Origin of the sequence: Mycobacterium deserti (assembly GCF_025345615.1) — a bacterium.
Lineage (GTDB): Bacteria > Actinomycetota > Actinomycetes > Mycobacteriales > Mycobacteriaceae > Mycobacterium > Mycobacterium deserti.
Genome location: NZ_JAODWD010000002.1, coordinates 826,553 through 847,043 on the forward strand (window position 1 = coordinate 826,553; position 20,491 = coordinate 847,043).

The window sequence follows — 20,491 nt, forward strand, 5'->3', positions numbered from 1 at the left end:
TTCAGTTTGATCTTGTTGTGGTGCAATGAGGTTGGTCACTGCTGTACTGAGTGAGGTGGCATGCGATGTCGGAGGCGATCGGCGAGGCCTGCACCCGGAACGACTTCAGCGGGCCGATCAGCGGCTCGTCGTAGCCGGCGAACCAGAGGCCGGGCGCCGCACTCGGCAGGCCGTTGGCCTTCGGCCGTCCCGCGGGGTCGAGCACATCGTGGTGGCCGACCAACGGTTCGAGGCCGCGCTGGTAGCCCGTCGCGGCGATCACCACGTCCGGGGTGACCGCGGTGCCGTCGGCCAGCACCACCCGGTCGCGGTCGAATGACTGCACGGCTGCCACGATTTCGATCCGACCCGACTTCACGAGCGGCACCAGTTCGTCGCCGAGGGTCGGAATCTGCTCGTCGTCGAGCAACGAGGTGTAGATGCCGCGCTGCGGCGCGGGCAGACCTACGGGTCGCAGGTCGCCGAACCAGACCCTGCGCATCACCGCCGCAGCCCGGTCGAGCACCGGCAGCGGCAGACGGCTGAAGGCGCCGCTGAACGCGTCGACGGGGATCCCGGCGACGGCCCGCGGCACCAGATGTGGCGGCGTCCGGACGGCCATGCGGACGCGGCGGGCCACACGATCGCTCAGTTGCAGGGCGATGTCGGCAGCCGAGTTGCCCGCCCCGACGACGAGGACGTCGCGGCCCGAGAACGGCCATGCGTTGCGGTAATGCACGCTGTGCAGGACGGTGCCGGTGAAGGTGTCGACTCCGGGCCATGTCGGCAGGGCCGGGGTGTGATAGTTGCCCGTCGCGACCACCACCGCATCGGCAAGGATCGGCTTGCCGTCGGAGCTCAGCCGCCAGGACTGCTGCTCACGGTCGATCCGGGTGACGGTGACGCCGAGTGCGAGCCGCAGCCGCTGTCTTCGGACGTAGTCGTCGAAGTAGTCGACCATGTCGTCGCGCTTGGGCCAGCGCCCGTGGCGCAGCGGAATGCGCTGGCCCGGCAGGTGCGACCAGAGGCCGCAGGTGTTGAGCCGGAACCCCTCGTAGCGGGCGCGCCACGCCGACACGGGCGCGGTGGCCCGGTCGACCACCAGCGCGTCGATGCCATGAAAGTGTCGGAGCTGGCGCGCTATTGCCAGACCGCACGGGCCGGCGCCGACGATGACGACGCGCTCGTGCCCGTCTGCCCGTTGGGCCATTTACGGCAGGCGCCTCGTCGTCAGCTGGCCTTCGGTGAGGTCGCGGTGCAGTTGCTCGAGCAGGGAGCGACGGCGTAGCGGCGGACTCTCGGCATGAGCTTCCTGCGCGACGCCGCGGATGACGTCCTCCAGCGCGGCAATCGACGACCACTGCGGATGCCAGTCGAGTTCGGCCTCGGCGCGCGCGCAGTCCAGCAGCGGAACGCTGAACGCCATGTCGATCCAGCCCCGGTCGATGGGTTGCAGCCGGGCCCGCCAACTGACGTCGACAAGCGTGCCCAGCACTCCTGACGGCACATGTATCGATTTCGCGCCGAGCACTTTCGCGACGTCGTCGCGGCGCAGTGGTGGTTCGGCGGCCAGGTTGAACGGTCCGGCGGCTCGGCGCTCGACGGCGCGCGCGAAGGCGTCGGCGACGTCGTCGGCATGTATCAGCGGGATGCACAGCTGGCGGTCCAACGGAAGCAGGGGCAGTAATGGCACGGCGAGCATCGGCACGAAGCCCGGTAGCGCGTAGCGCATCAGCCCGCTGGCGGCCAAACGCTGGACGATGAAGCCCGGACGCATCCGCGTGATGACCACACCTCCGTCGCCGTTTTCGCTTTCGTACTCGTCGAGCAGCGACTCGGCGGCCGACTTGTGCCGGCTGTAGGGCGAGGTCGAGATCCCGTACGTGGACCAGGACTCGTCGACGCGTTCGCCGTAGCGCCCGGCCGCATACGTGCCGACCGACGACATGTGCACCATCTGGCCGACGCCCGCGGCGTGGGCGGCCTCGAGGACAGCGCTGGTGCCTCCGATCCCGGTGCGTGACAAGTAGTCGATGTTGCGGGTGGGTTGGAATCCCCACGCGAGATGGACGACGGCGTCGGCCCCGTCGAACACCTGGCGCAGGTCGGGCGCCGCGTGGGGGCTGGCGATGTCGAGGCCGTGCCAACGCACGTTCTCGTACACGCCGACCGGTTTGGGCGGCCGGCGCACCACCCCGACCAGCTCATGGTCCGCTCCCGCGAGCCTGCGCAGCAGCGCGGTTCCGACGTTGCCCGACGCTCCGGTGATCACGATCCGCATGGTGGTGCGGGTTTCCTGATCGGGCGCTCTCAAACGTGCGTCAGTTCGACCATTAGACAAGGGACCCCCGGGTCACACGGCCACCGACAGCTTCGCCGCCGGGTGCAGCCAGTTCGCAACGTTGCGGACGTAGTCCTTGAAGATCCCCAGCCGCACGGGGTCGGCTTTGATCTGGGTGCCGGGCGGTTCTGTCACGAACGACGGCACGCCCTTGTCGAGATCCCAGTTGTAGTCGGCGAAATGATGGAACGTCGACTCGGCTACCGCGCGGCCCATCGCCAGCCCGTCGGGTGCCAACTCGCCGTCGAGCACAACGGCGAGGTTGAAGTGCCGACCGGTCGCGGTGCTTCGGCCCCGCGCCAGCACGGTCGCGAACGGGATGCCGACGGCCGATACGAGGCCCTCGTGCGGATGCGCGGGGAACCATTCGACCCGCCCGGTCTCGGATCGGCCCGTGCGCAGGAGTTCGTGCGGGGCACCGTCGACGAGGACCGGCTGGTAGTCGCCGTTGGCCCCGGAATGGTAGTTCGGCCACGAGATCGTCGGGGTGTCCTGGTCATCGCACATCGTCGCCGCGTCCACCGCCGTGTCGTGGAATTCGTTGACGACACCAAGGGATCCGAGTCGGTTCAGACAGCAGCCGAGGTCCTGATGGTCGCGGGCAGTCAGCACGCCGCCGCCTTCGGCACGGAACCGCAGAATGGCGTCCGCGTCGGCGGCGGTCAGGCCGTCACCGGTGTCGACGGCCATCAGCCACAGCTGGTCGTAACCGAGTTCGTCGACGTGACTCAGCACCGGATCGTCACCACCGCTGCCGCAGCGGTTTCGCGCCACCACGTCGTGGCCCGCGGCCCGCAGTTCGTCGGCCAGCAGCGAGAAGCGGGTCACGTCCCAGTCGTCGGGATTGGCCGCAATCGTGGTCTGCAGAAGGATCTTCGACATCGGACTCCGCCTGTCAGCGCGTGCTGGGTTCAGCGGGGACGCGAAGATGCCTGCGGGCGGCGAGTTCTGGCTCGTCGACAATGGTCAGCATCGGCTGACCAGGAACGCAGAGCATCGTGACCGTGAAGCGGCACCGCATGTCGTCGCGGTTGTTGCCATCCGAGTAGTGGATGACATCGCCGCCGGGCTCCCAGAACGCCTCACCCGCGCGGATCACCCGCGGCGGTTCGCCTTCAAGTTCGAACAGCATCTCGCCCTCGAGCATGTAGCCGAACGCGGGACCGCCCGGATGCTTGTGCGGCGGCGCGCCTGCACTGCCCGGCGGATAGTCGATCACCACCGTCATCGCGTGTGCGCCTTCAGGTATCGCCGGCGGCTGCACCTCCTGCACGACTGTGAGCGCGCTTTCCCACGAAGCGTCGTAGTCCTTCGACATTGAGATTCCTCCTTGTTGTGGTGCTTAGATTGCGGTGCCGCCGCCGTCTGCGTGCAGCACCGATCCGGTGATGAAGCTGGAACGCGGTGAGGCCAGGAAGAGCACCGCTTGCGCAATCTCGTCGGGTCGCGCGGTGCGTCCCAAAGGTAGGGAGCGGCCGAGTTCTTCGTTGGTGTCGCCCCATTCCGCCTCGACCCCTTCGGTTTTCGTAGGACCGGGAGCGACGCTGTTGACCCGGACACCGCGGGCGCCGAATTCGGCGGCCCAGGTGCGGGTGAGCGATTCGAGGGCTGCCTTGGAGGCGCTGTATGCCCCCGCTCCGGGCACACCCTTCGCCGCGACCATCGTGGTGACGTTGACGATGCTGCCGTGTCCCCGCTCGAGCATTCCGGGAGCCAGGCCCGCCGCCAGGAAGTACGCGCCACGCACGTTGGTGTCGAACGTCCGCTCGAACGCGTGCAACTCCTGGTCGACGGTCAGCGATGCGGGGAAACTGGCGGCGTTGTTGACCAGGATGTCGATCACACCTGCGTGCTCCACAAGCGATTTCACCGATTCGATGTCGGCCAGGTCGGCTTGGACGAAGCGCACGCTGCCGTCGATGCCCGCGGCCGCCGCCTTGCCTCGCTCGGCGTCGCGGCCGGTGATGACGACTGAGGCGCCTTCCTGAGCCATCAGATGCGCGCACGCCAGGCCGATGCCGGCCGTACCGCCGGTGATCAGGGCGTTCTTGTATGCCAGTTCCATTGCTGTTTCCTTTCTCAGGCGATGAGTGGTTCGTCGGAGGTGGTGGGGGCCAGGTGCGCCAGGGCGACACGCAGCCGTTGCCTGCCGCGTGACGCCCGCGACATCACGGTGCCCTGGGGAACGCCGAGGATGGCGGCCGTTTCGGCGTACGTGTAACCCTCGACGTCGGCGTAGTACACCGCTTCGCGGAAGCCTTTCGGCAGCGCTGCGAGCGCGGACTTGATGTCGTTGTCGGGCAACGCATCCAGAACCTCCGCCTCTGCCGAGCGCGATCCCGCGGCGTGCCGCAGGGCGCTGCCGGCCACATCGCGGTCGATGAGGTCGTCAGCGGACACCTCTGCCGGTCGCGACTGCTTTGCGCGGTAGGTGCTCACCCATCGGTTGTAGAGAATGCGGAACAGCCACGCCTTGAGGTTGCTGCCCTGCTGAAACGAGCGAAATCCCGCGTAGGCGTGCAACAGAGTGTCCTGCAGAAGGTCGTCGGCGTCGGCGTCGTTGTGAGTCAGTCGACGGGCGCCGCGGGAGAGAACGTCGAACAGCGGCTCAGCGTCCCGGGCGAAGCCGGCGGCGAGCTCCTGATCCGGATGGACCTTCATGTCGAACCTCCGATTGCTGCTGCATTGTGCTGGTGAGAGCCGGTAGGCGGCTGACGCAACTCACTCTCGCGGCCGCAGAGGCAAAGCGAACCCTTGGAAACCCGTAGTCCGTGGTTCGTGGTTCGTAGTGGGTTGGCCGGTTATCCCCTTGACAGGTCGGACGGGCCGCGCCGAACGCGCCCCATCCGGTAGGCGCCGGCTGCCATAATCGTTCGGATCACTCGCGTCTCGACGAGCGCCTCAATGTCAACCTGGTGTGGTCGGGACCGGGACGTATCGAGCACGAGACGATTAACCCCGAGGACATTTCGACTCGGATGCGGGAGGTAACCGCGCACGGCAAGCTCGTCGAGTGACGCGCTAACTCGCCCAGGCGACGGTGCGCAGCTGTCTGCGCGATGTGATGCCGAGCTTGACGAAGACCTTGCGCAGGTGCCATTCGACGGTGTGTGTGCTGATGAACAGTTGCGCGCCGATCTCCTGGTTCGTCAATCCGTCGCCGGCCAGCCGCGCGATCTGGGCCTCTTGAGCCGTCAGCTCCGCCCCGGAGCTGACCGACGGTTTGCGGACCTTTTCGCCGGTGGCCGTCAACTCGCGTCGAGCCCGCTCGGCGAAACCCTGTGCACCCATACCGGTGAACATCTCATGTGCCTCGCCGAGATGTCTGCGCGCGTCGACGCGCCTATTGGCCCGCCGCAGCCATTCGCCGTAGGTGAGGCGGGTGCGCGCAAGGTGCACCTTGACAGTGGTGCGCTGTAGCCGATCGATGGCTTCGGTGAACAGTGCGTCGGCGTGATCGTCGTCAGCGAGCAGCGCGTGTGCGCCCGCGAGGGCGCCCAGACCCCAGTCGGTTCCGCTCGCACCCGCCCGCTCCTCGAGTTGACGCACGGCGTGTGCACCGGCTTCCCGGTCGTCGGTGCGCGCGGCGGCTTCTGCGAGCTCGTAGAGACACCACCCGTAAAACCCGAGATCCGGGTAACTGCAGGCTTCCCGCGCGGCGGTCAGCGCCTCGTCGTACCGCCCCAATCCGTTGTAGAGCACGGCAGATGCGTATCCGGTCAATCCGAGCAATCGGCCTTCGCCCCTTGCTTTTCCGTCCGCAGCAGCCGCCTCGATCGCTCGGATAGCGTCCGGTCCGTTACCCCGCCAGGCATCCAGCAGAACCGAATGGTAGCGGACGGGCGTGTGGTTCTCGGTCGACGCCGTGATCGTGCCTGCTTCGTCGATAAGCGTTGCCGCGGAGACGAACTCGCCGGCCAGCAGGTGAACACCCGCTCGATACACGAGTGCTCGCGGAAGCCCCGCGAGCGCACCTGCATCCCGCGCATGCCGCACCGCGGCGGTGGACAATTGGTGCAACAGCGTGTCCTCCCACAGCTCGTGCGCGGCCGACTCCTGCAGTATCGGGAAGGCCGGCACCACCACCCAGCGCCGAGCCAGCTTGTCGTTTGACTGCACCTGCTCGCACATGCGCAGCAGCGCGACGCGAAGCGGGGCGGCGCCCGTCGTCACGCCACCGGTGAGCCGTTCGGCGAACCCCTTCAGCAGGTGGTCGACGGACCGCGGGAGTTCGGAATCCCGGCTGACCGCCGCGTGTGCGGCCTCGGCCGTGGCCTGCAGCGCGTCGGCGTCGCCGAGTCGGCCCGCGTACAAGTGCGCCGCGATAGCTTCCAAGTAACTCTCCCTGGCGCTGTATTCGTCGCGCGGGTCCAGCTGCTTAGCGGCGTCGAGCAGTGCTGGCGCGGTATCACCGATACGGGGTGCGCCGGGTTCGCCGGCACGACTACGGACGAACTCCATCTGAGCGCGAAGCCGGGCGATCTGACCTCGGTGCAGGTCTGACAGCTGCCCGAGCTCGGCAATTGCCAACAGCTGCTGGGCCGCCTCTGGGTCGGCAGCGTCGCGCTTGGCCAGCGCGGCGGCGATCGCCCTGTCTGCGCGTCGGGCCGGGTCGGCGGTCAACGCAGTGGCGCGTTCGAGGAAGGCGGCGGCCGCCGCGAGGCCACCCCGACTCTGCGCGCGGTCTGCCGACGCTTCCAGCTCTGCCGCCACCGATTCGTCGGGCCCGGCCGCGGCGTTGGCGGCATGCCAGGCCCGACGGTCGGGATCGGCTCGGGGATCGGTGGCCTCGGCCAGCGCCCGGTGGATCCTTCGGCGGTCGTCGAGGTCTGCGGCCCGATACGCCGCCGAACGAATCAGCGGGTGGGAGAAGCGCAGACGGGGACCGAAATCGATGAGGCCCGCAGATTCCGCCGGCGCGAGGTCGCCGGCCGGGATGCCAAGATGCGCTGCGGCTGCGAGAAACAACGCGGGATCGCCGAGGGGTTCGGCCGCAGCGACAAGCAACAGCCGCTGCGTCGGTTCGGGCAGAGAATGGATGCGGCGAACGAAATCCTGTTCGATCGCCGCCGTCGACGAGCGCTTGCCCGAAATCCAGAAGCCGCCTGCGAGTTCCGTGGCCGAGATGCTGCGCGGCACCTGCAGCAGCGCCAGCGGTACACCGCGCGTCTCGGCGACGATGCGGTCGCGCACAACGGGATCGATGCCGCCGACCATGACCGATTCCAAGAGCTCGCGCGCGGCGAAGTCGGACAGCCCTTCGATGCGCAGTTCCGGCAGCCCGGCAAGCGCTTCGGCTCCGGTGTCGCGGGCCGCGAAGACGAGGGCGATCGGGTCGGCCAGCAGGCGTCGCGCGACGAACGCGAGAGTTTGCACCGACACCTTGTCAAGCCATTGAGCGTCATCGACGATGCACAACAGGGGCTCGCCGTGGGCGGCCGCGGCCATCAGGCTCAAAACCGCCAATCCGACCAGGAAGCGGTCCGGAGTCGGTCCCGCCGCACGTCCGAATGCGACGTTCAGCGCGTCGCGCTGCGGTTCCGGCAGCTCGCCGAGACGGTCGAGCAGCGGCGCACAGAGTTGCTGCAGACCGGCGAAAGCGAGCTCCATGTCGGATTCCACTCCGGCCACGTGGACGCAGCGAAACCCTGCTGCAAGCTTGGAGAGGTAGTCGAGCAGCGCTGTCTTGCCGACACCGGCTTCACCGCGAAGCACCAGCACCTGGCAGCTGCCGGATCGGGCGGTGTCCAGCAGATTCCGCAAAGCCTCGCATTCGCTGTCGCGACCGCGAAGATTGTTGGCCCGACCCTCGCTCGACATTGGCTCCACCGCGTCTGTTTGCGTAGACCTTACCGCGAAGGATGGTGCCCCGTATCGGTCGACAGCAGGTGCGGCCGGCCACGCTACGTCTTCGCAGCGGCCTCGAGAATCCAGTCTTCGAACCGGGTATCGAACAGCGTCGCATCCTCGCCGGGGACAAGCGTGCGTTCGTCGATGTGGATCCCCCAATAGGTGGCGTCGGAATCGACGATGACCTTGCGGGAGTCGCCGCGCGCGGTCAGCGCGGTGCCGATGAGGTCGGCCATGGTGAACCGCTGCGGTCCGCCCACCTCGGTGATGCCGTTGCTCGGAGCGTTGACCGCCGCGATCGCGACGGCCTCGGCGACGTCGCCCGACGCCATCGGCTGGATGTACGCCGGCGGCAGGTGGACGACGTCATCGACGGTCGAGGAGTCCGCGATGACCATGAGGAACTCGAAGAACTGCGTCGCGCGAACGATCGAGAAGGGAACGGGGCCCTCGCTGATGAGCTTCTCCTGCGCCAGCTTTGCCTCGAAGTACTCGCTCCCCTTGGCGAGCTGGTCGGTACCGACCACGGACAGCGCGACATGGTGCCCGACGCCCGCCAACGATTCCGCCTCGAGCAGGTTCTTGGTGGCGGTGTCGAAGAACTCCTTGGCGGCGCCGTCGAGCGTCGGAGAGTTCGAGACGTCGACGACCACCTGCGCGCCCGTCAGCACGTCGGACAGGCCTTCACCGGTCAGCGTGTTGACACCGGTCGACGGGGCTGCGGCGACGGCGTCGTGACCGTGTTCGTTCAGGCCGTGTACCAATCTCGATCCGATGCGACCGGTTCCGCCGATGACGACGATTCTCATTTCTGATCCCTTCTGATTGGAACTTCCTGAGGGCCAGAACGGATCGACGGCTACCGACTCATCCCGCGGAGCGGTTCTATTTCGCGGCGGCGCGCCGTCGCTTCGGTTGCGGCTTGTCTTCGCCGAGCAGAATGACTCTCAGGAGGTGGCCGACGATCAGCCGCGACGACTCGGTATTGCGGTAGTGCACAAGTCGGCCCAGATCGACGACGAGCGCAAAGGCCGCGTGCACGGCGAAACGCGCATGCGCGGCAGGTGTACCCGGGCGGGCACCGACGACCTGGGCAACCCAAGCCTCGACGGTGGCCCGCTGAATGTTGTTCAGCGCCAAGCGATCCTCGGTCGGCACATTGACCCGTTCGGCGTAGTAGACGTACGCCAGTTCGGGTTCGACGAACGATCGCCAGATATACGCGTCGATCAGCCGAGCGACGGCGTCCCGCGGGTCTGCGGTGGTGGACAGGATGAGAGCCAGGTCTCCGGAGACCCGGTCGGCGGCCCGCCGGTACACCGTCGCGAGGATCGCGCTCTTTCCGCTGAAGAACCGGTAGATGCTCGACAGCGGCAGCCCTGTCGCCGAGGCGATGTCGTCCATCCCCGTCTCGCGGTAGCCGCGCTCGTTGAACAGGATCATCGCGCTGTACAGGATCTGCTCGTAGTCGCCTGCGGCGCTGCTGGGCACGTTGCGGAGCTGCGTCGTCTCGACGATCTTCGGCGGAAGTTCGCAGTCCCGGATGTCGCGGGCCATTCTGGCCAGCAACGTTCGGAGCTCGGTGGTCGGCAACTTCGCGCGGTGGTCGGTGATGCTCCCGATCACGCTGAGCACGGCCGACGACTTCGTCCACCGCTCTCGGCTGTCGATGCCGGGCTGGATTTCCTCGAGCGGACGCTGCAATCGACGGTTCACCAACTTGATCTGCGCGTTGAGAAGTGCCTGGTCCTCGGGTTGGAGATAGCGGCCCTCCCACCGATACAGCCCACCACTCGACCGATTGCGCAGCGTCGTCTCGATGAGCTCGTCGATGATTCGGTCCCACAACTCCGGTGAGGATGTCGGAGCCTCGTCGACGAAGTCGGTACAGGCGACCAGCTGTTCCCCCAGACCGAGTACCGCGGCCCGGAACAATTCGTACTTTCCGGCGTAGTGCCGGTACAGGGAGGCGGCCGTCACCCCGACCCGCGAGGCAATGTCCTCCATGCTCACCGCGTGATAGCCGAGTTCGCTGAACGCCTCGGCCGACGCCCGCGAGATCTGCTGCTTGCGGTCTTTTGGTCTCCTGCGGGCCTCGGCGCGAACGCCCGCGCTGGTCGACATGTGGCAACCCTAGCGTCGGTGTGTCGCGCTGTTGGTTTGCGCGCCTGACGGAATGTTGACGATCTGCGGGCGCACTACGGGCTAGTCACGCTTCTTGTTGCCGTTGCCATTGCCGTTTCCTCTCTTGCCATTGCCGTCGCCCGCTTCAGCGTCTTCCCCCGGCTCGTCGGGCGGCTCGACCACCGGGGTCACCGAAGGAGGCGGTGGCGCAACACTGGGCGGGGTGGATACCGGCGTGCTCGTGCTCACCGGCTCGGTTACCTGCGTGGTCGATGACGGATCGGTTGCCAAAGCAAGAACGCCGACCGTCAGCGCGACCAAGACGCCCGCCGCTGCGAGGAACTTCTGGTTGCGGGTGAGTTTTCGTTTGCGACCACCAGGGACGAAGTAGTCGGCGTTGGGTGCGACGAAAGTGCCGGGCGCCCCGACGGGCAGCGGCTCGTCGAGGACTCTTGTGGCCGGGCGCGCCGCTGCGGTCGACGCCGCTCCGGAGAACAGCGCAGCGCGATCCCCGCCGAGCGCGGCGCGCATCTGGTCGGCGGTCGCGAAACGGTGCTGCGGATCTCGCGCCATCGCCCGGTCGATCACGCCTGCGAGGGTGGGATCGACGTCCGGGCGCACGGCGCTCACCGGAAGCGGCGGCGCATCCATGATGGCCCGGGCCAGCGTCGCCGGATTGTCCTGCGGGAAAGCCCTGCTGCCGGTCAGCGCTTCATAGCCGATCACACCGACGGCATAAAGGTCGTCAGCAACGGATGCGGGCGCGCCGGCAATTCGCTCCGGACTCATGTACGCCATCGTTCCGACGATCTGCCCGGTCAAGGTGTGAGCCACTCCTGCCGTCTTTGCGATACCGAAGTCGGCGACCTTCATCGTGGTGCCGTCGGCCGAGACCAGGATGTTGCTTGGTTTGATGTCGCGGTGCAGCACACCGGCCCCGTGCGCCGTGGCCAGCGCGGCCAGCACGTCGCTCAGGATCGCGCGTACGCGATGCGGCGGAAGTGATCCTTGGGCGATGTGGTCGTGGAGAGTGTCGCCCGGAAGGCGCTCCATGACGATGAACGGTCTGCCGTCGTCGTCACCGCAGTCATACACGCTGACGATGTTGGGATGGCTCAGCGCCGCGGCGGAGCGCGCTTCGTCCTCGAATCGGCGGCGAATGTCGGATTGGACGTTGAGCGCCGGATGGAGCAGCTTGACGGCGACCGCACGGTTGAGCCGAGTGTCCCAGCCGTCGCGGACCTCGGCCATTCCGCCACAGCCCAGAACCCCACGGAGCTCGTAGCGTCCCAACAGCGTCTCGCGGCCGGACATGGCCATCTCTTAACCCTCTTCGATGCGGCATAAACCTAGGTCAGCAAAGCTAAACTCGAGTGGATCACGCCAATACCGGTGCCAACCTACGGCACGTGACCCCACAGGGACTGTCGCATTGAAACGCGCGGACGTTAACAACGCACCCATCCTCATCGGCCACACGAGTCACATTGCGCTCGCGACTGTTTCGCAGCTCAGGCCCGAGGGCTGATCGACCGAGTGATGTCGGAGATCTCGGCGCACTCGGGAATCGGGTCCGCATCGGAGCCGTCGTACTGCGCGCGACAATGCCGACACCGCGCAGCGCGGTTCCGACACTCTTGCCCGGAAACTCGGCGCGCTCCCCGAACGCGGTGCGTTATCTGTTGCAGCACAACCGTGTCGCGGTTCCCGGCTTCGGTGTGCTGCCCCGCGGCGGACTCTACGCCGCGGTCGTCGGCGGCGGCACCGTCAACCTCGTTCGACGAGGCGCAACTCAGCGCAGAGCGGACGCTGCCGACATGACCGCCTCGGTGACGGCACCGACGATCGGACTGTCCAATTTCCAGCACTGCCAGAACAGCGGCACGTCGAGGTGCACGTCGCAGATCCTGACGAACGACCCGTCGTCCAGTTGCGGACCTGCCAGGCCCTCCGGAAACATGCCCCACCCCAAGCCGGCACTGACCGCAGCACCGAAACCCTCGGCCGTGGGGACCAGATGCACCGACCGGCTGATGTCGCGACGAAAAGCTTTGCGAAGCAGCATGTCTTGTAATGCGTCGTCGCGGTTCCACGCCAGCGACGGCGCGCCACCCGCCGCCCGTGCGGTGAACCCGTCCGGCAGATACCGGTCGACGTAGTCGCGGCTCGCCACTGGTACATAGCGCATCACACCCAACGACTGCACCCGACAACCCGTCACCGGTGCGCGTTCGGTCGTCACTGCGCCCATCACGACACCTTCGCGCAACAACCGCGCGGAATGGTCCTGATCCTCGATACGGATATCGAAAAGCACTCCGTCGAGCCTCGGGAACACGCCGGTGAACCACGTTGCCATCGAATCGGCGTTGACCGCCAACGCAATTCGCGGTGAAATACCGTCACCACCGCTCATCTCGGACAGCGCCTCGGCTTCCAGTAACGCCATCTGCGCGGCCAGGCGCAACAGCGGTACCCCGGCACCAGTTGCGGCGCAGGGCTTCTCGCGGATCACGAGCACTTGACCCACCCGCCGTTCGAGAGCCTTGATGCGCTGGCTGACCGCCGACGGTGTCACGTGCAGTTGTGCGGCGGCGGCATCGAAAGAGCCCTGCTCGACCACCGCGGCGAACGCCGCCAACTGCTGACCGTCGATAGTCACATTAGCTACTCTAATGCACACACAGAATCATTAGCTGTACTGAAGCAACTCACGGATTTACCTTCGAGTCCATGAGCTCGCCCCTTCTGCTCGGCTTCCTCGCCTCGCTCGCCCTGATCGCCGCGATCGGCGCCCAGAACGCGTTCGTGCTGCGCCAGGGCATCCGCGGCGAACACGTGCTGGCCGTGGTCGCCGTGTGCACGGTCTCCGACATCGTGCTGATCGGGGCGGGCATCGCGGGGGTCGGCGCGCTGATCTCCGCGCACCCCGATGCGCTCACCGTCGCCACCTTCGGCGGCGCCGCCTTTCTTGTCGGGTACGGGTTACTTGCCGCACGGCGGGCCTGGCGGCCCTCGGCGCTCACCCCGTCGGAGGACAAACCCGCCCGCTTGCTGGAGGTGCTCATCACGTGCCTCGCCATGACGTGGCTGAACCCGCACGTCTACCTCGACACCGTCGTGCTGCTCGGGGCCCTGGCCAACGAGCACCGCGACGACCGCTGGTTGTTCGGCGTCGGTGCGGTGACAGCCAGCGCGGTCTGGTTCGTCAGCCTCGGCCTTGGCGCGCGCCGCCTCGCGGGGTGGTTCGCCACCCCGGTGACGTGGCGCGTCCTCGACGGGCTGATTGCGGTCGCGATGATCGGACTCGGCGTGTCGCTCGTCCTGTCCTGACAGAATCGCCCCATGGGGGTCACCGGACGCGCGCTGGGTCTGCGGGATCGTAAGAAGCTGCAGACCCGCGACACCATTCGACGCGAGGCGATGCGACTGATCGAGGCGGGGGGCTACACCAACACCACCATCGAGCAGATCGCGGAGGCGTCCGACATCTCGCCCAGCACGTTCTTTCGGTACTTCCCCACCAAGGAATCAGTGCTGATGGCCAACGACCTCGACCAGGTGACGCTCGACGCACTCGCCGCACAGCCCTCGAATCTGCCGACGCTGCATGCCTTTCGGCGCGCGCTCGAAATCACCATGGCGACGGTTTCCGCGGCCGAATGGCGGTTCGAGCGAGCCCGGCTGCGGCTGGTCCTGTCGGTGCCCGAACTGAAGGCGGCACAGTTCGACGTCTACCGCCGCACCATAGCCAAGCTGGCCAAGACCGAGGCGGCGCGCATCGGCCGGGACCCGCACGACCTCGAGGTGCGGGCGCTCATCGGTGCGATCGCCGGCGGCCTGATGGCCGTCATCGACCATTCGTCCGATGCGGTGGAACGGATGTACAGCGCCCTGGACTTCATCGAAGCGGGTATGGCTGTCAAATGACGTCGCACCGGAGATCTGTCTTCATCACAGGCGCCGCAGCAGGCATCGGCCGTGCCACCGCGCTGACATTCGCCCGCAACGGGTTCGTCGTCGGCGGCTACGACCTCGACGAGGTCGGGCTCAAGTCGCTGTCCGACGAAATCGAGCAGATCGGCGGTACCGCGCACGTCGGCCATCTCGACGTCACCGATCCTGACGAAATGGCGCAGCGGCTAGGCGAATTCGTCGGGGCCGCAGGCAACCGGCTCGACGTGCTCATCAACAATGCGGGCATCCTGCGCGCAGGCCGGTTCGAGGAGATGGAGCTGGGCGGCCACTTCAAGGAGATTGACATCAACGCCAAGGGCGTGGTCAACGGCCTGCACACCGCGTTCCCCTACCTGCGGCAGACGCCGAATTCCGTCGCGGTCAACCTCGCCTCCGCGTCGGCGATCTACGGCCAGGCCGAGCTCGCCAATTACAGCGCGACCAAATTCTTCGTTCGCGGCGTGACCGAGGCCCTCGACCTCGAATGGAATCGTTACGGCATCCGGGTCATCGCCATGTGGCCGCTGTACGTGCAGACCGCGATGACCGACAGCGTCAAGACCGGTACGACGGACTCGCTGGGCATCCGGCTGACCGCTCAGGACATCGCCGACGCGATCCTGGCCGCCACCGAGCCCTCACGGTTGCGCCGCGCCATTCACCAGGTGCACTTCCCGGTCGGGTCGCAAGCGAAGGTTCTGGCCACCGGCGCGCGGTTCTCGCCGGGCTGGCTCACCCGTTTGGTCAACAAGAGGCTGGCACACTCGTGACTTTTCAGATGACGGTCGAGGACGCCTTCGCCATTCGTAACCGTGGTGTCGTCGTGACGGGAAAGGTGGCCCGCGGCACGCTGCGTATCGGCGACACCGTCCGCATCAACGGTGGCCCCGGCCTCACCGTCGACGCCATCGAGAAGTTCCGCAAGCAGTGCGACGAGGTGACCGAGGGCGAGGACGTCGGCGTGCTGTTCAAGGGCATCGAGCGGCGCGACATCAATCGCGGCGATGTCCTCACCTCATCCGGTGAGACACCTCCGATCGAGGGCACCACCGTTATCGTCTGACATTCGACTCGCGCTGAGCGCAATCGGTGACCCCCCGGGGCTCACGCGCATACCGTCCGCCCATGAACGAGGACTGGCTGGCCGTCATCGTCGGCCTCACCCTGCTTGCGCTCGTGCTCGTCGGTGCGGTCCCGGGCGGCGTGATCCCGTGACCGAGGTAGCCGAAACACGCGACGGGACCCGCTCGGCCGGTATCGGATACGCCGTCGCCGGTGTGATGGTCGTCGTCGCGCTGGGAGCCGCGACCAGATTCCTGGAGTCGCAGGTGCCGGTGTGGGCGGACGGCACCGCCTTCGAACGCGTCGCGAAATCGATCGAATTTCCGGTCTACGCAATCGCGCTGGGACTCATCGGCAATGCGGTGCTGTCGCGGCTCGCTCTGCGCGACGCGCTGTCGGGCGGGTTCCGCACCGAGTTCTTCATCAAGACCGGCCTGGTACTCCTCGGCGCGTCGATAAACCTCAAGGTGCTCGTCACGGCCGCAGGCCCGGCGATCATTCAGGCGCTTCTGCTGATCTCCATCGTGTTCGGGTTCACCTGGTGGCTGGGTGGGCTACTGCAGCTGGAGGACAAGCTGCGGGCACTGCTGGCCTCGGCGGTGTCGATCTGCGGAGTGAGCGCGGCCATCGCCGCGGCAGGCGCCGTGCAGGCCAAGCGCGAGCAGTTGGCCTACGCCGCATCGCTGGTGATCGCGTTCGCGCTGCCCTCGATCTTCCTGTTGCCGTGGCTGGCCGACGTTTTCAATCTGTCCGACGCGGTGGCCGGTGCGTGGATCGGCGGCAACATCGACACCACCGCCGCCGTCGCGGCCTCGGGGGCCATCGCCGGTGAGGACGCACTGCAGATCGCGACCATCGTCAAGACCACCCAGAACGCGCTGATCGGCGTCGTCGCGATCGCCCTCACCGCCTACTTCGCACTGAAGGTCGAGCGGAAGTCGGCTGCCGACGCCCGGCCCACACTCGGCCAGTTCTGGCAGCGGTTCCCGAAGTTCGTTCTCGGCTTCATCGCCGCGTCCATCATCGGCACGCTGTATCTGCAGTGGGGCGGCGACAAGGCCGCGATCACCACGGTCAACGACCTGCGCACCTGGTTTCTGATCTTCGCGTTCGTCGCGATCGGCCTGGAGTTCTCCCTGAAGGGACTCAAGGAGGCAGGTTGGCGCCCGGTCGTGGTGTTCGCCTCGGCGACCGTCGTCAACATCGTCGTCGCGCTCGGCCTCGCCGTCGTGTTGTTCGGGAACTTCGAGGTCAGTTAGCTAGGCTCGCCGGGTGTCCACTCCGCTGTCCCGGCGAGGCTTCCTGACACTGTCAGCGAGCGCGGCGCTGTTCGCGGCGGGCTGCGGATCCGACAAGCCGGGCGAGGTCGCCAAGGACGGCTCCGTCACCGTCAAACACGTCTTCGGCGAGACGAAGATCCCCGCACCACCCGCCCGCGTCGTGAGCGCGGGACTGACCGAGCAGGACGACCTGCTGGCACTCGGCGTCGTGCCGATAGCGGTGACCGATTGGTTCGGCGCGGAACCGTTCGCTGTATGGCCCTGGGCGCAACCGAAACTCGGTGGCGCGCAGCCGGTGGTGCTCAGCCTGGCCGACGGTCTTCAAATCGACCAGATCGCTTCGCTGCGGCCCGATTTGATCGTCGCGACCAACGCCGGCCTCGACCAGGACACCTACAACCGGCTGTCGGGTATCGCACCGACGATCGCCCAGGCGGGCCAGGATGCGTTCTTCGAGCCGTGGAAAGACCAGGCGTCGGCCGTCGGCCAAGCCGTGTTCAAGCACGACGAGATGACGGCCCTGATCGCCGGAGTCGACCAGAAATTTCTCGCCGTCGCCGAGGCCAACCCGTCGTTCGCCGCGCGCAAGGTGATGCTGCTGCAGGGTCGTCTCGAGCGCGGTGAGCCGGCAACCTTGAGTCCAGGCTGGCGCGGGGACTTCCTGACGCAGATGGGTTTCGCCCTCGCCGACGGGATGGACAGCGCGGACGTGCTGATCTGGTGCACCGAGAGCGACGAGGAACAGGCGGCGCTGCTGGCCGACCCGGCTGTCGCGCAGCGGGGCAAGCGCAATCTGTTCACGGGCAAGGAACTCGCGGGCGCGATCGCGTTCGCGTCGCCGCTGTCGTACCCCCTTGTGGCCGACCGGCTGCCGGCACGCATCGCCTCCGCCCTGGCCTGACAAGATGTCCGGGTGACCGGCACGCTGGAAAGGGACCACCGCGGATTCGCGACGACAGGATCGGCCTACTATCCGATACTCGTCGCGGTCTTCACCGGCCTGGTGCTGATCTCGAATGTCGCGGCCACCAAGGGCATCGCGTTCGGGCCGATCATCGGTGACTGGTCTCTGATCACCGACGGCGGGTTCATCGTGTTTCCGCTGACGTACGTGATCGGCGACGTGCTGTCGGAGGTTTACGGGTTCAGGGCCACCCGGCGGGCGATCTACATCGCGTTCGCCATGGAGGCGGTGGCGGCGTTCACGTTCTGGCTCACGGCTTATCTGCCTGCTGCCGACTTCTACACCAACCAGGCGGCGTTCGAAGCGGTGGTGAAGCCCTTCACCCAGCTGATCTTCGCGGGGCTCGCCGGGTTCATCGTCGGGCAGACGCTGAACGCCTGGGTCGTGGTGCGGATCAAGGAGCGGGTGGGTGAGAGGCATCTGTGGGCGCGGCTGATCGGCTCCACGGTTGTCGGCGAGTTCGCTGACACGCTCGTGTTCTGCAGCATCGCCGCCAGTGCCATCGGCATCAGCAGCTTCGACGATTTTCTGACCTACGTCGCGCTCGGGTGGGGTTACAAGACGGCCGTCGAAGTGGTGGTCCTGCCGGTGACCTATCGCGTCATCGCGTTCATCAAGCGCCGCGAGCCCACATATCAGCCCGCCGTTTGAGGCTTCGTTAAAACTCCTCTGGCAAGGTTCACAGAGCACGAGCCTGGGTAGCTACTCGGCAGTAAGTTCGGAATATGAGTGTGACTGCCGAGGTGACGAACCCCAACGTGATGGGCACCGTGCACGACTACGGTGATCAGGCGCTGCTGCTCGAGTTCGACAGCACCGCCGAGGTGTTGGCGTGGGCCGAGGCGATTCGTGACGCCGAACTGCTCGGCGTGCTCGACATCGTCCCCGCGTCGCGCACCGTGCTGATCAAGCTGGCCGGGCCCCGTTATCAGGCGCCGACCCGGCAGCGGCTGGCCAAACTGCAGGTGACTGCCGACGACGTCAGCGCCTCTGAGGTGCCACGCGTCGATGTCGAGCTGGCTGTCGTCTACGACGGACCCGACCTCGACGAGGTCGGCCGCCTCACCGGGCTGACTCCTGACCAGGTCATCGACGCGCATACCGGAACTCCCTGGCGTGTCGGATTCGGAGGCTTCGCACCGGGTTTCGCCTACCTCATCGGCGGTGACCACCGACTCGAGGTGCCGCGCCGGGCCGAGCCGCGGACCAAGGTGCCCGTGGGGTCGGTGGGCTTGGCAGGTGAGTTCAGCGGCGTCTATCCGCGCGAATCTCCCGGCGGCTGGCAGTTGATCGGGCACCTGGCCGACGGGCAGCCGGCGCTGTGGGACGTCCATCGAGACGGCCCGGCACTGTTGACACCGGGCATGTGGGTCCAGTTCACGGCGGTGAAGTGATGCCGACGCTGGAGATCCTGCAGTCCGGACCGCTGGCCCTGGTCGAAGACCTGGGGCGCCCCGGATTGGCGCACATGGGCGTCGGCCGCTCAGGCGCGGCCGATCGCCGGTCGCACTTGCTGGCCAATCGGTTGGTCGCCAACCCTGACGACCGCGCCACCATCGAAGTGACGTTCGGCGGGCTCACCGCACGCGTGCGCGGCGGCGGAAAGGAAGGCATCGCGATCGCCGTGACCGGCGCCGACACCGACCCGGCTGTGGACGGAGTTCCGTTCGGCTCCAACAGTATTCACTACGCCCGGGACGGTGAGGTGATCTCTCTGGCGGCGCCGCACGCGGGGTTGCGAAGCTATCTTGCGGTGCGCGGCGGTTTCGACGTCGAGCCGGTTCTCGGGTCGCGGTCCTACGACGTGATGTCGGCGATCGGCCCGCAGCCGCTGCAGCCCGGTGACGTGCTACCCATCGGTGCGCACACTGAGGAATTCCCCGAAGTCGACCAGGCGCCGGTCGCCGCCATCGATGGCGACGTGTTGGAGCTGATGGTCGTGCCCGGCCCGCGCGACGACTGGTTCATCGACCCCGACGTGCTGGTCCGCACCAACTGGCAGGTGACCAACAAGAGCGACCGGGTCGGCTCACGACTGGTCGGGATGCCGTTGGAGTACCGCTGGCCGGACCGCCAGCTGCCCAGCGAGGGCGCGGCTCGCGGCGCGATCCAGGTGCCGCCGAACGGGTTTCCGGTGATTCTCGGTCCGGACCATCCGGTGACCGGCGGTTATCCGGTGATCGGTGTGGTGACCGATGACGACATCGACAAAGTCGCCCAGATCCGGCCGGGGCAGACGGTGCGGATGCATTGGTCGCGTCCGCGCAGACCGTTCCAGAACGGGGCGCAAGACTGGTAGAACGGCAGTGTGGATCTACAAGCTCCCCGCGTGCGTGCGGTTCACACGGCCCGCCTGATCCACACCTCCGATCTCGACGCCGAGACGCGCGAGGACGCCCGGCGCATGGTCATCGAGGCCTTCGGCGGTGACTTCACCGACGCCGACTGGGAACACACACTGGGCGGCATGCACGCGATGATCTTCGACCATGGCGCGCTGATCGCCCATGCCGCCGTGGTGCAGCGGCGAATGCTCTACCGCGACACCGCGCTTCGCTGTGGTTACGTCGAAGGCGTCGCGGTGCGCGAGGACCGGCGCGGCCACGGCCTCGCTCAGGCCGTGATGGACTCCGCCGAGCAGGTGATCCGTGGCGCGTACCAGTTGGGCGCGCTTAGCGCGTCGGAGTTGGGCAGACCCATGTACGAGTCGCGCGGTTGGCTACCCTGGCGCGGCGCGACGTCGGTGCTGGCGCCCGCCGGTGTGACCCGCACCCCCGACGACGACAACGGCCTGTACGTGTTGCCGGTCGGATGCGAGATCGACACCTCGCTGGAGATCACCTGCGACTGGCGCGACGGCGACGTCTGGTGAAGCTCACACCCCCGCCGGTTACCGGGTGAGCGGAAATTCACGGCGGGGTTATCGACAGGCGA

The 20,491-nt window shown here is 67.1% G+C and carries 21 protein-coding genes; 10 read left to right on the forward strand and 11 right to left on the reverse strand.

The window, feature by feature from the left end; genetic code table 11:
* Position 1: 1 nt before the first annotated feature.
* From N4S67_RS10250 to N4S67_RS10300, 11 genes are all read right to left on the reverse strand, one after another.
* Positions 2 to 1,189 carry a flavin-containing monooxygenase gene (locus tag N4S67_RS10250; RefSeq protein WP_260992834.1) on the reverse strand — a complete coding sequence of 396 codons (1,188 nt, stop codon included), beginning with the start codon at positions 1,187 to 1,189 and terminating at the stop codon, positions 2 to 4.
* Complete coding sequence (locus tag N4S67_RS10255; RefSeq protein ID WP_260992835.1) at positions 1,190 to 2,260, reverse strand: NAD-dependent epimerase/dehydratase family protein; 1,071 nt, start codon at positions 2,258 to 2,260, stop codon at positions 1,190 to 1,192.
* A gap of 72 nt (positions 2,261 to 2,332) precedes the next feature.
* Entirely contained in the window at positions 2,333 to 3,202 is an 870-nt protein-coding gene (locus N4S67_RS10260; RefSeq protein WP_260992836.1) for a hypothetical protein, read from the reverse strand.
* Between the two features lie 13 nt (positions 3,203 to 3,215).
* Positions 3,216 to 3,638 (reverse strand): cupin domain-containing protein, encoded by a 423-nt coding sequence (locus N4S67_RS10265; protein WP_260992837.1) that lies wholly within the window; start codon positions 3,636 to 3,638, stop codon positions 3,216 to 3,218.
* A 24-nt stretch (positions 3,639 to 3,662) separates the two neighbouring features.
* On the reverse strand, positions 3,663 to 4,385 hold the full coding sequence (locus N4S67_RS10270) for an SDR family NAD(P)-dependent oxidoreductase (protein ID WP_260992838.1): 723 nt from the start codon (positions 4,383 to 4,385) through the stop codon (positions 3,663 to 3,665).
* A gap of 14 nt (positions 4,386 to 4,399) precedes the next feature.
* Positions 4,400 to 4,981: a sigma-70 family RNA polymerase sigma factor gene (locus N4S67_RS10275; protein ID WP_260992839.1), complete on the reverse strand. Its 582-nt coding sequence runs from the start codon at positions 4,979 to 4,981 to the stop codon at positions 4,400 to 4,402.
* A 360-nt stretch (positions 4,982 to 5,341) separates the two neighbouring features.
* Positions 5,342 to 8,140 (reverse strand): helix-turn-helix transcriptional regulator, encoded by a 2,799-nt coding sequence (locus N4S67_RS10280; RefSeq protein ID WP_260992840.1) that lies wholly within the window; start codon positions 8,138 to 8,140, stop codon positions 5,342 to 5,344.
* Between the two features lie 83 nt (positions 8,141 to 8,223).
* Entirely contained in the window at positions 8,224 to 8,979 is a 756-nt protein-coding gene (locus N4S67_RS10285) for an SDR family oxidoreductase (protein WP_260992841.1), read from the reverse strand.
* A gap of 76 nt (positions 8,980 to 9,055) precedes the next feature.
* On the reverse strand, positions 9,056 to 10,294 hold the full coding sequence (locus N4S67_RS10290; protein ID WP_260992842.1) for a TetR/AcrR family transcriptional regulator: 1,239 nt from the start codon (positions 10,292 to 10,294) through the stop codon (positions 9,056 to 9,058).
* Positions 10,295 to 10,375: 81 nt separating this feature from the next.
* Entirely contained in the window at positions 10,376 to 11,608 is a 1,233-nt protein-coding gene (locus N4S67_RS10295) for a serine/threonine-protein kinase (RefSeq protein WP_260993073.1), read from the reverse strand.
* A 478-nt stretch (positions 11,609 to 12,086) separates the two neighbouring features.
* On the reverse strand, positions 12,087 to 12,956 hold the full coding sequence (locus N4S67_RS10300) for a LysR family transcriptional regulator ArgP (protein ID WP_260992843.1): 870 nt from the start codon (positions 12,954 to 12,956) through the stop codon (positions 12,087 to 12,089).
* A gap of 71 nt (positions 12,957 to 13,027) precedes the next feature.
* Here N4S67_RS10300 and lysE point away from each other — a divergent pair, with 71 nt between their 5' ends.
* From lysE to N4S67_RS10350, 10 genes are all read left to right on the forward strand, one after another.
* Positions 13,028 to 13,627 carry an L-lysine exporter gene (gene lysE / locus N4S67_RS10305; protein ID WP_260992844.1) on the forward strand — a complete coding sequence of 200 codons (600 nt, stop codon included), beginning with the start codon at positions 13,028 to 13,030 and terminating at the stop codon, positions 13,625 to 13,627.
* Between the two features lie 12 nt (positions 13,628 to 13,639).
* Positions 13,640 to 14,224, forward strand: a complete 585-nt coding sequence (locus N4S67_RS10310) for an acyl-CoA-like ligand-binding transcription factor (RefSeq protein WP_260992845.1) — start codon at positions 13,640 to 13,642, stop codon at positions 14,222 to 14,224.
* On the forward strand, positions 14,221 to 15,021 hold the full coding sequence (locus N4S67_RS10315) for an SDR family oxidoreductase (RefSeq protein ID WP_260992846.1): 801 nt from the start codon (positions 14,221 to 14,223) through the stop codon (positions 15,019 to 15,021). Before N4S67_RS10310 ends, N4S67_RS10315 begins: the two co-directional genes overlap by 4 nt.
* 8 nt (positions 15,022 to 15,029) lie before the next feature.
* Positions 15,030 to 15,314, forward strand: coding sequence for an EF-Tu/IF-2/RF-3 family GTPase (locus tag N4S67_RS10320; RefSeq protein WP_260992847.1), 285 nt, complete (start codon positions 15,030 to 15,032; stop codon positions 15,312 to 15,314).
* 217 nt (positions 15,315 to 15,531) lie between these two features.
* On the forward strand, positions 15,532 to 16,572 hold the full coding sequence (locus N4S67_RS10325) for a YeiH family protein (protein ID WP_260993074.1): 1,041 nt from the start codon (positions 15,532 to 15,534) through the stop codon (positions 16,570 to 16,572).
* 13 nt (positions 16,573 to 16,585) lie between these two features.
* Positions 16,586 to 17,494: an ABC transporter substrate-binding protein gene (locus N4S67_RS10330; RefSeq protein WP_260992848.1), complete on the forward strand. Its 909-nt coding sequence runs from the start codon at positions 16,586 to 16,588 to the stop codon at positions 17,492 to 17,494.
* Between the two features lie 12 nt (positions 17,495 to 17,506).
* Positions 17,507 to 18,208 carry a queuosine precursor transporter gene (locus tag N4S67_RS10335; RefSeq protein ID WP_260992849.1) on the forward strand — a complete coding sequence of 234 codons (702 nt, stop codon included), beginning with the start codon at positions 17,507 to 17,509 and terminating at the stop codon, positions 18,206 to 18,208.
* A gap of 74 nt (positions 18,209 to 18,282) precedes the next feature.
* Complete coding sequence (locus tag N4S67_RS10340; RefSeq protein WP_260992850.1) at positions 18,283 to 18,951, forward strand: 5-oxoprolinase subunit B family protein; 669 nt, start codon at positions 18,283 to 18,285, stop codon at positions 18,949 to 18,951.
* On the forward strand, positions 18,951 to 19,856 hold the full coding sequence (locus N4S67_RS10345; protein WP_260992851.1) for a 5-oxoprolinase/urea amidolyase family protein: 906 nt from the start codon (positions 18,951 to 18,953) through the stop codon (positions 19,854 to 19,856). Before N4S67_RS10340 ends, N4S67_RS10345 begins: the two co-directional genes overlap by 1 nt.
* 9 nt (positions 19,857 to 19,865) lie before the next feature.
* Entirely contained in the window at positions 19,866 to 20,429 is a 564-nt protein-coding gene (locus tag N4S67_RS10350) for a GNAT family N-acetyltransferase (RefSeq protein ID WP_260992852.1), read from the forward strand.
* Positions 20,430 to 20,491: the final 62 nt, after the last annotated feature.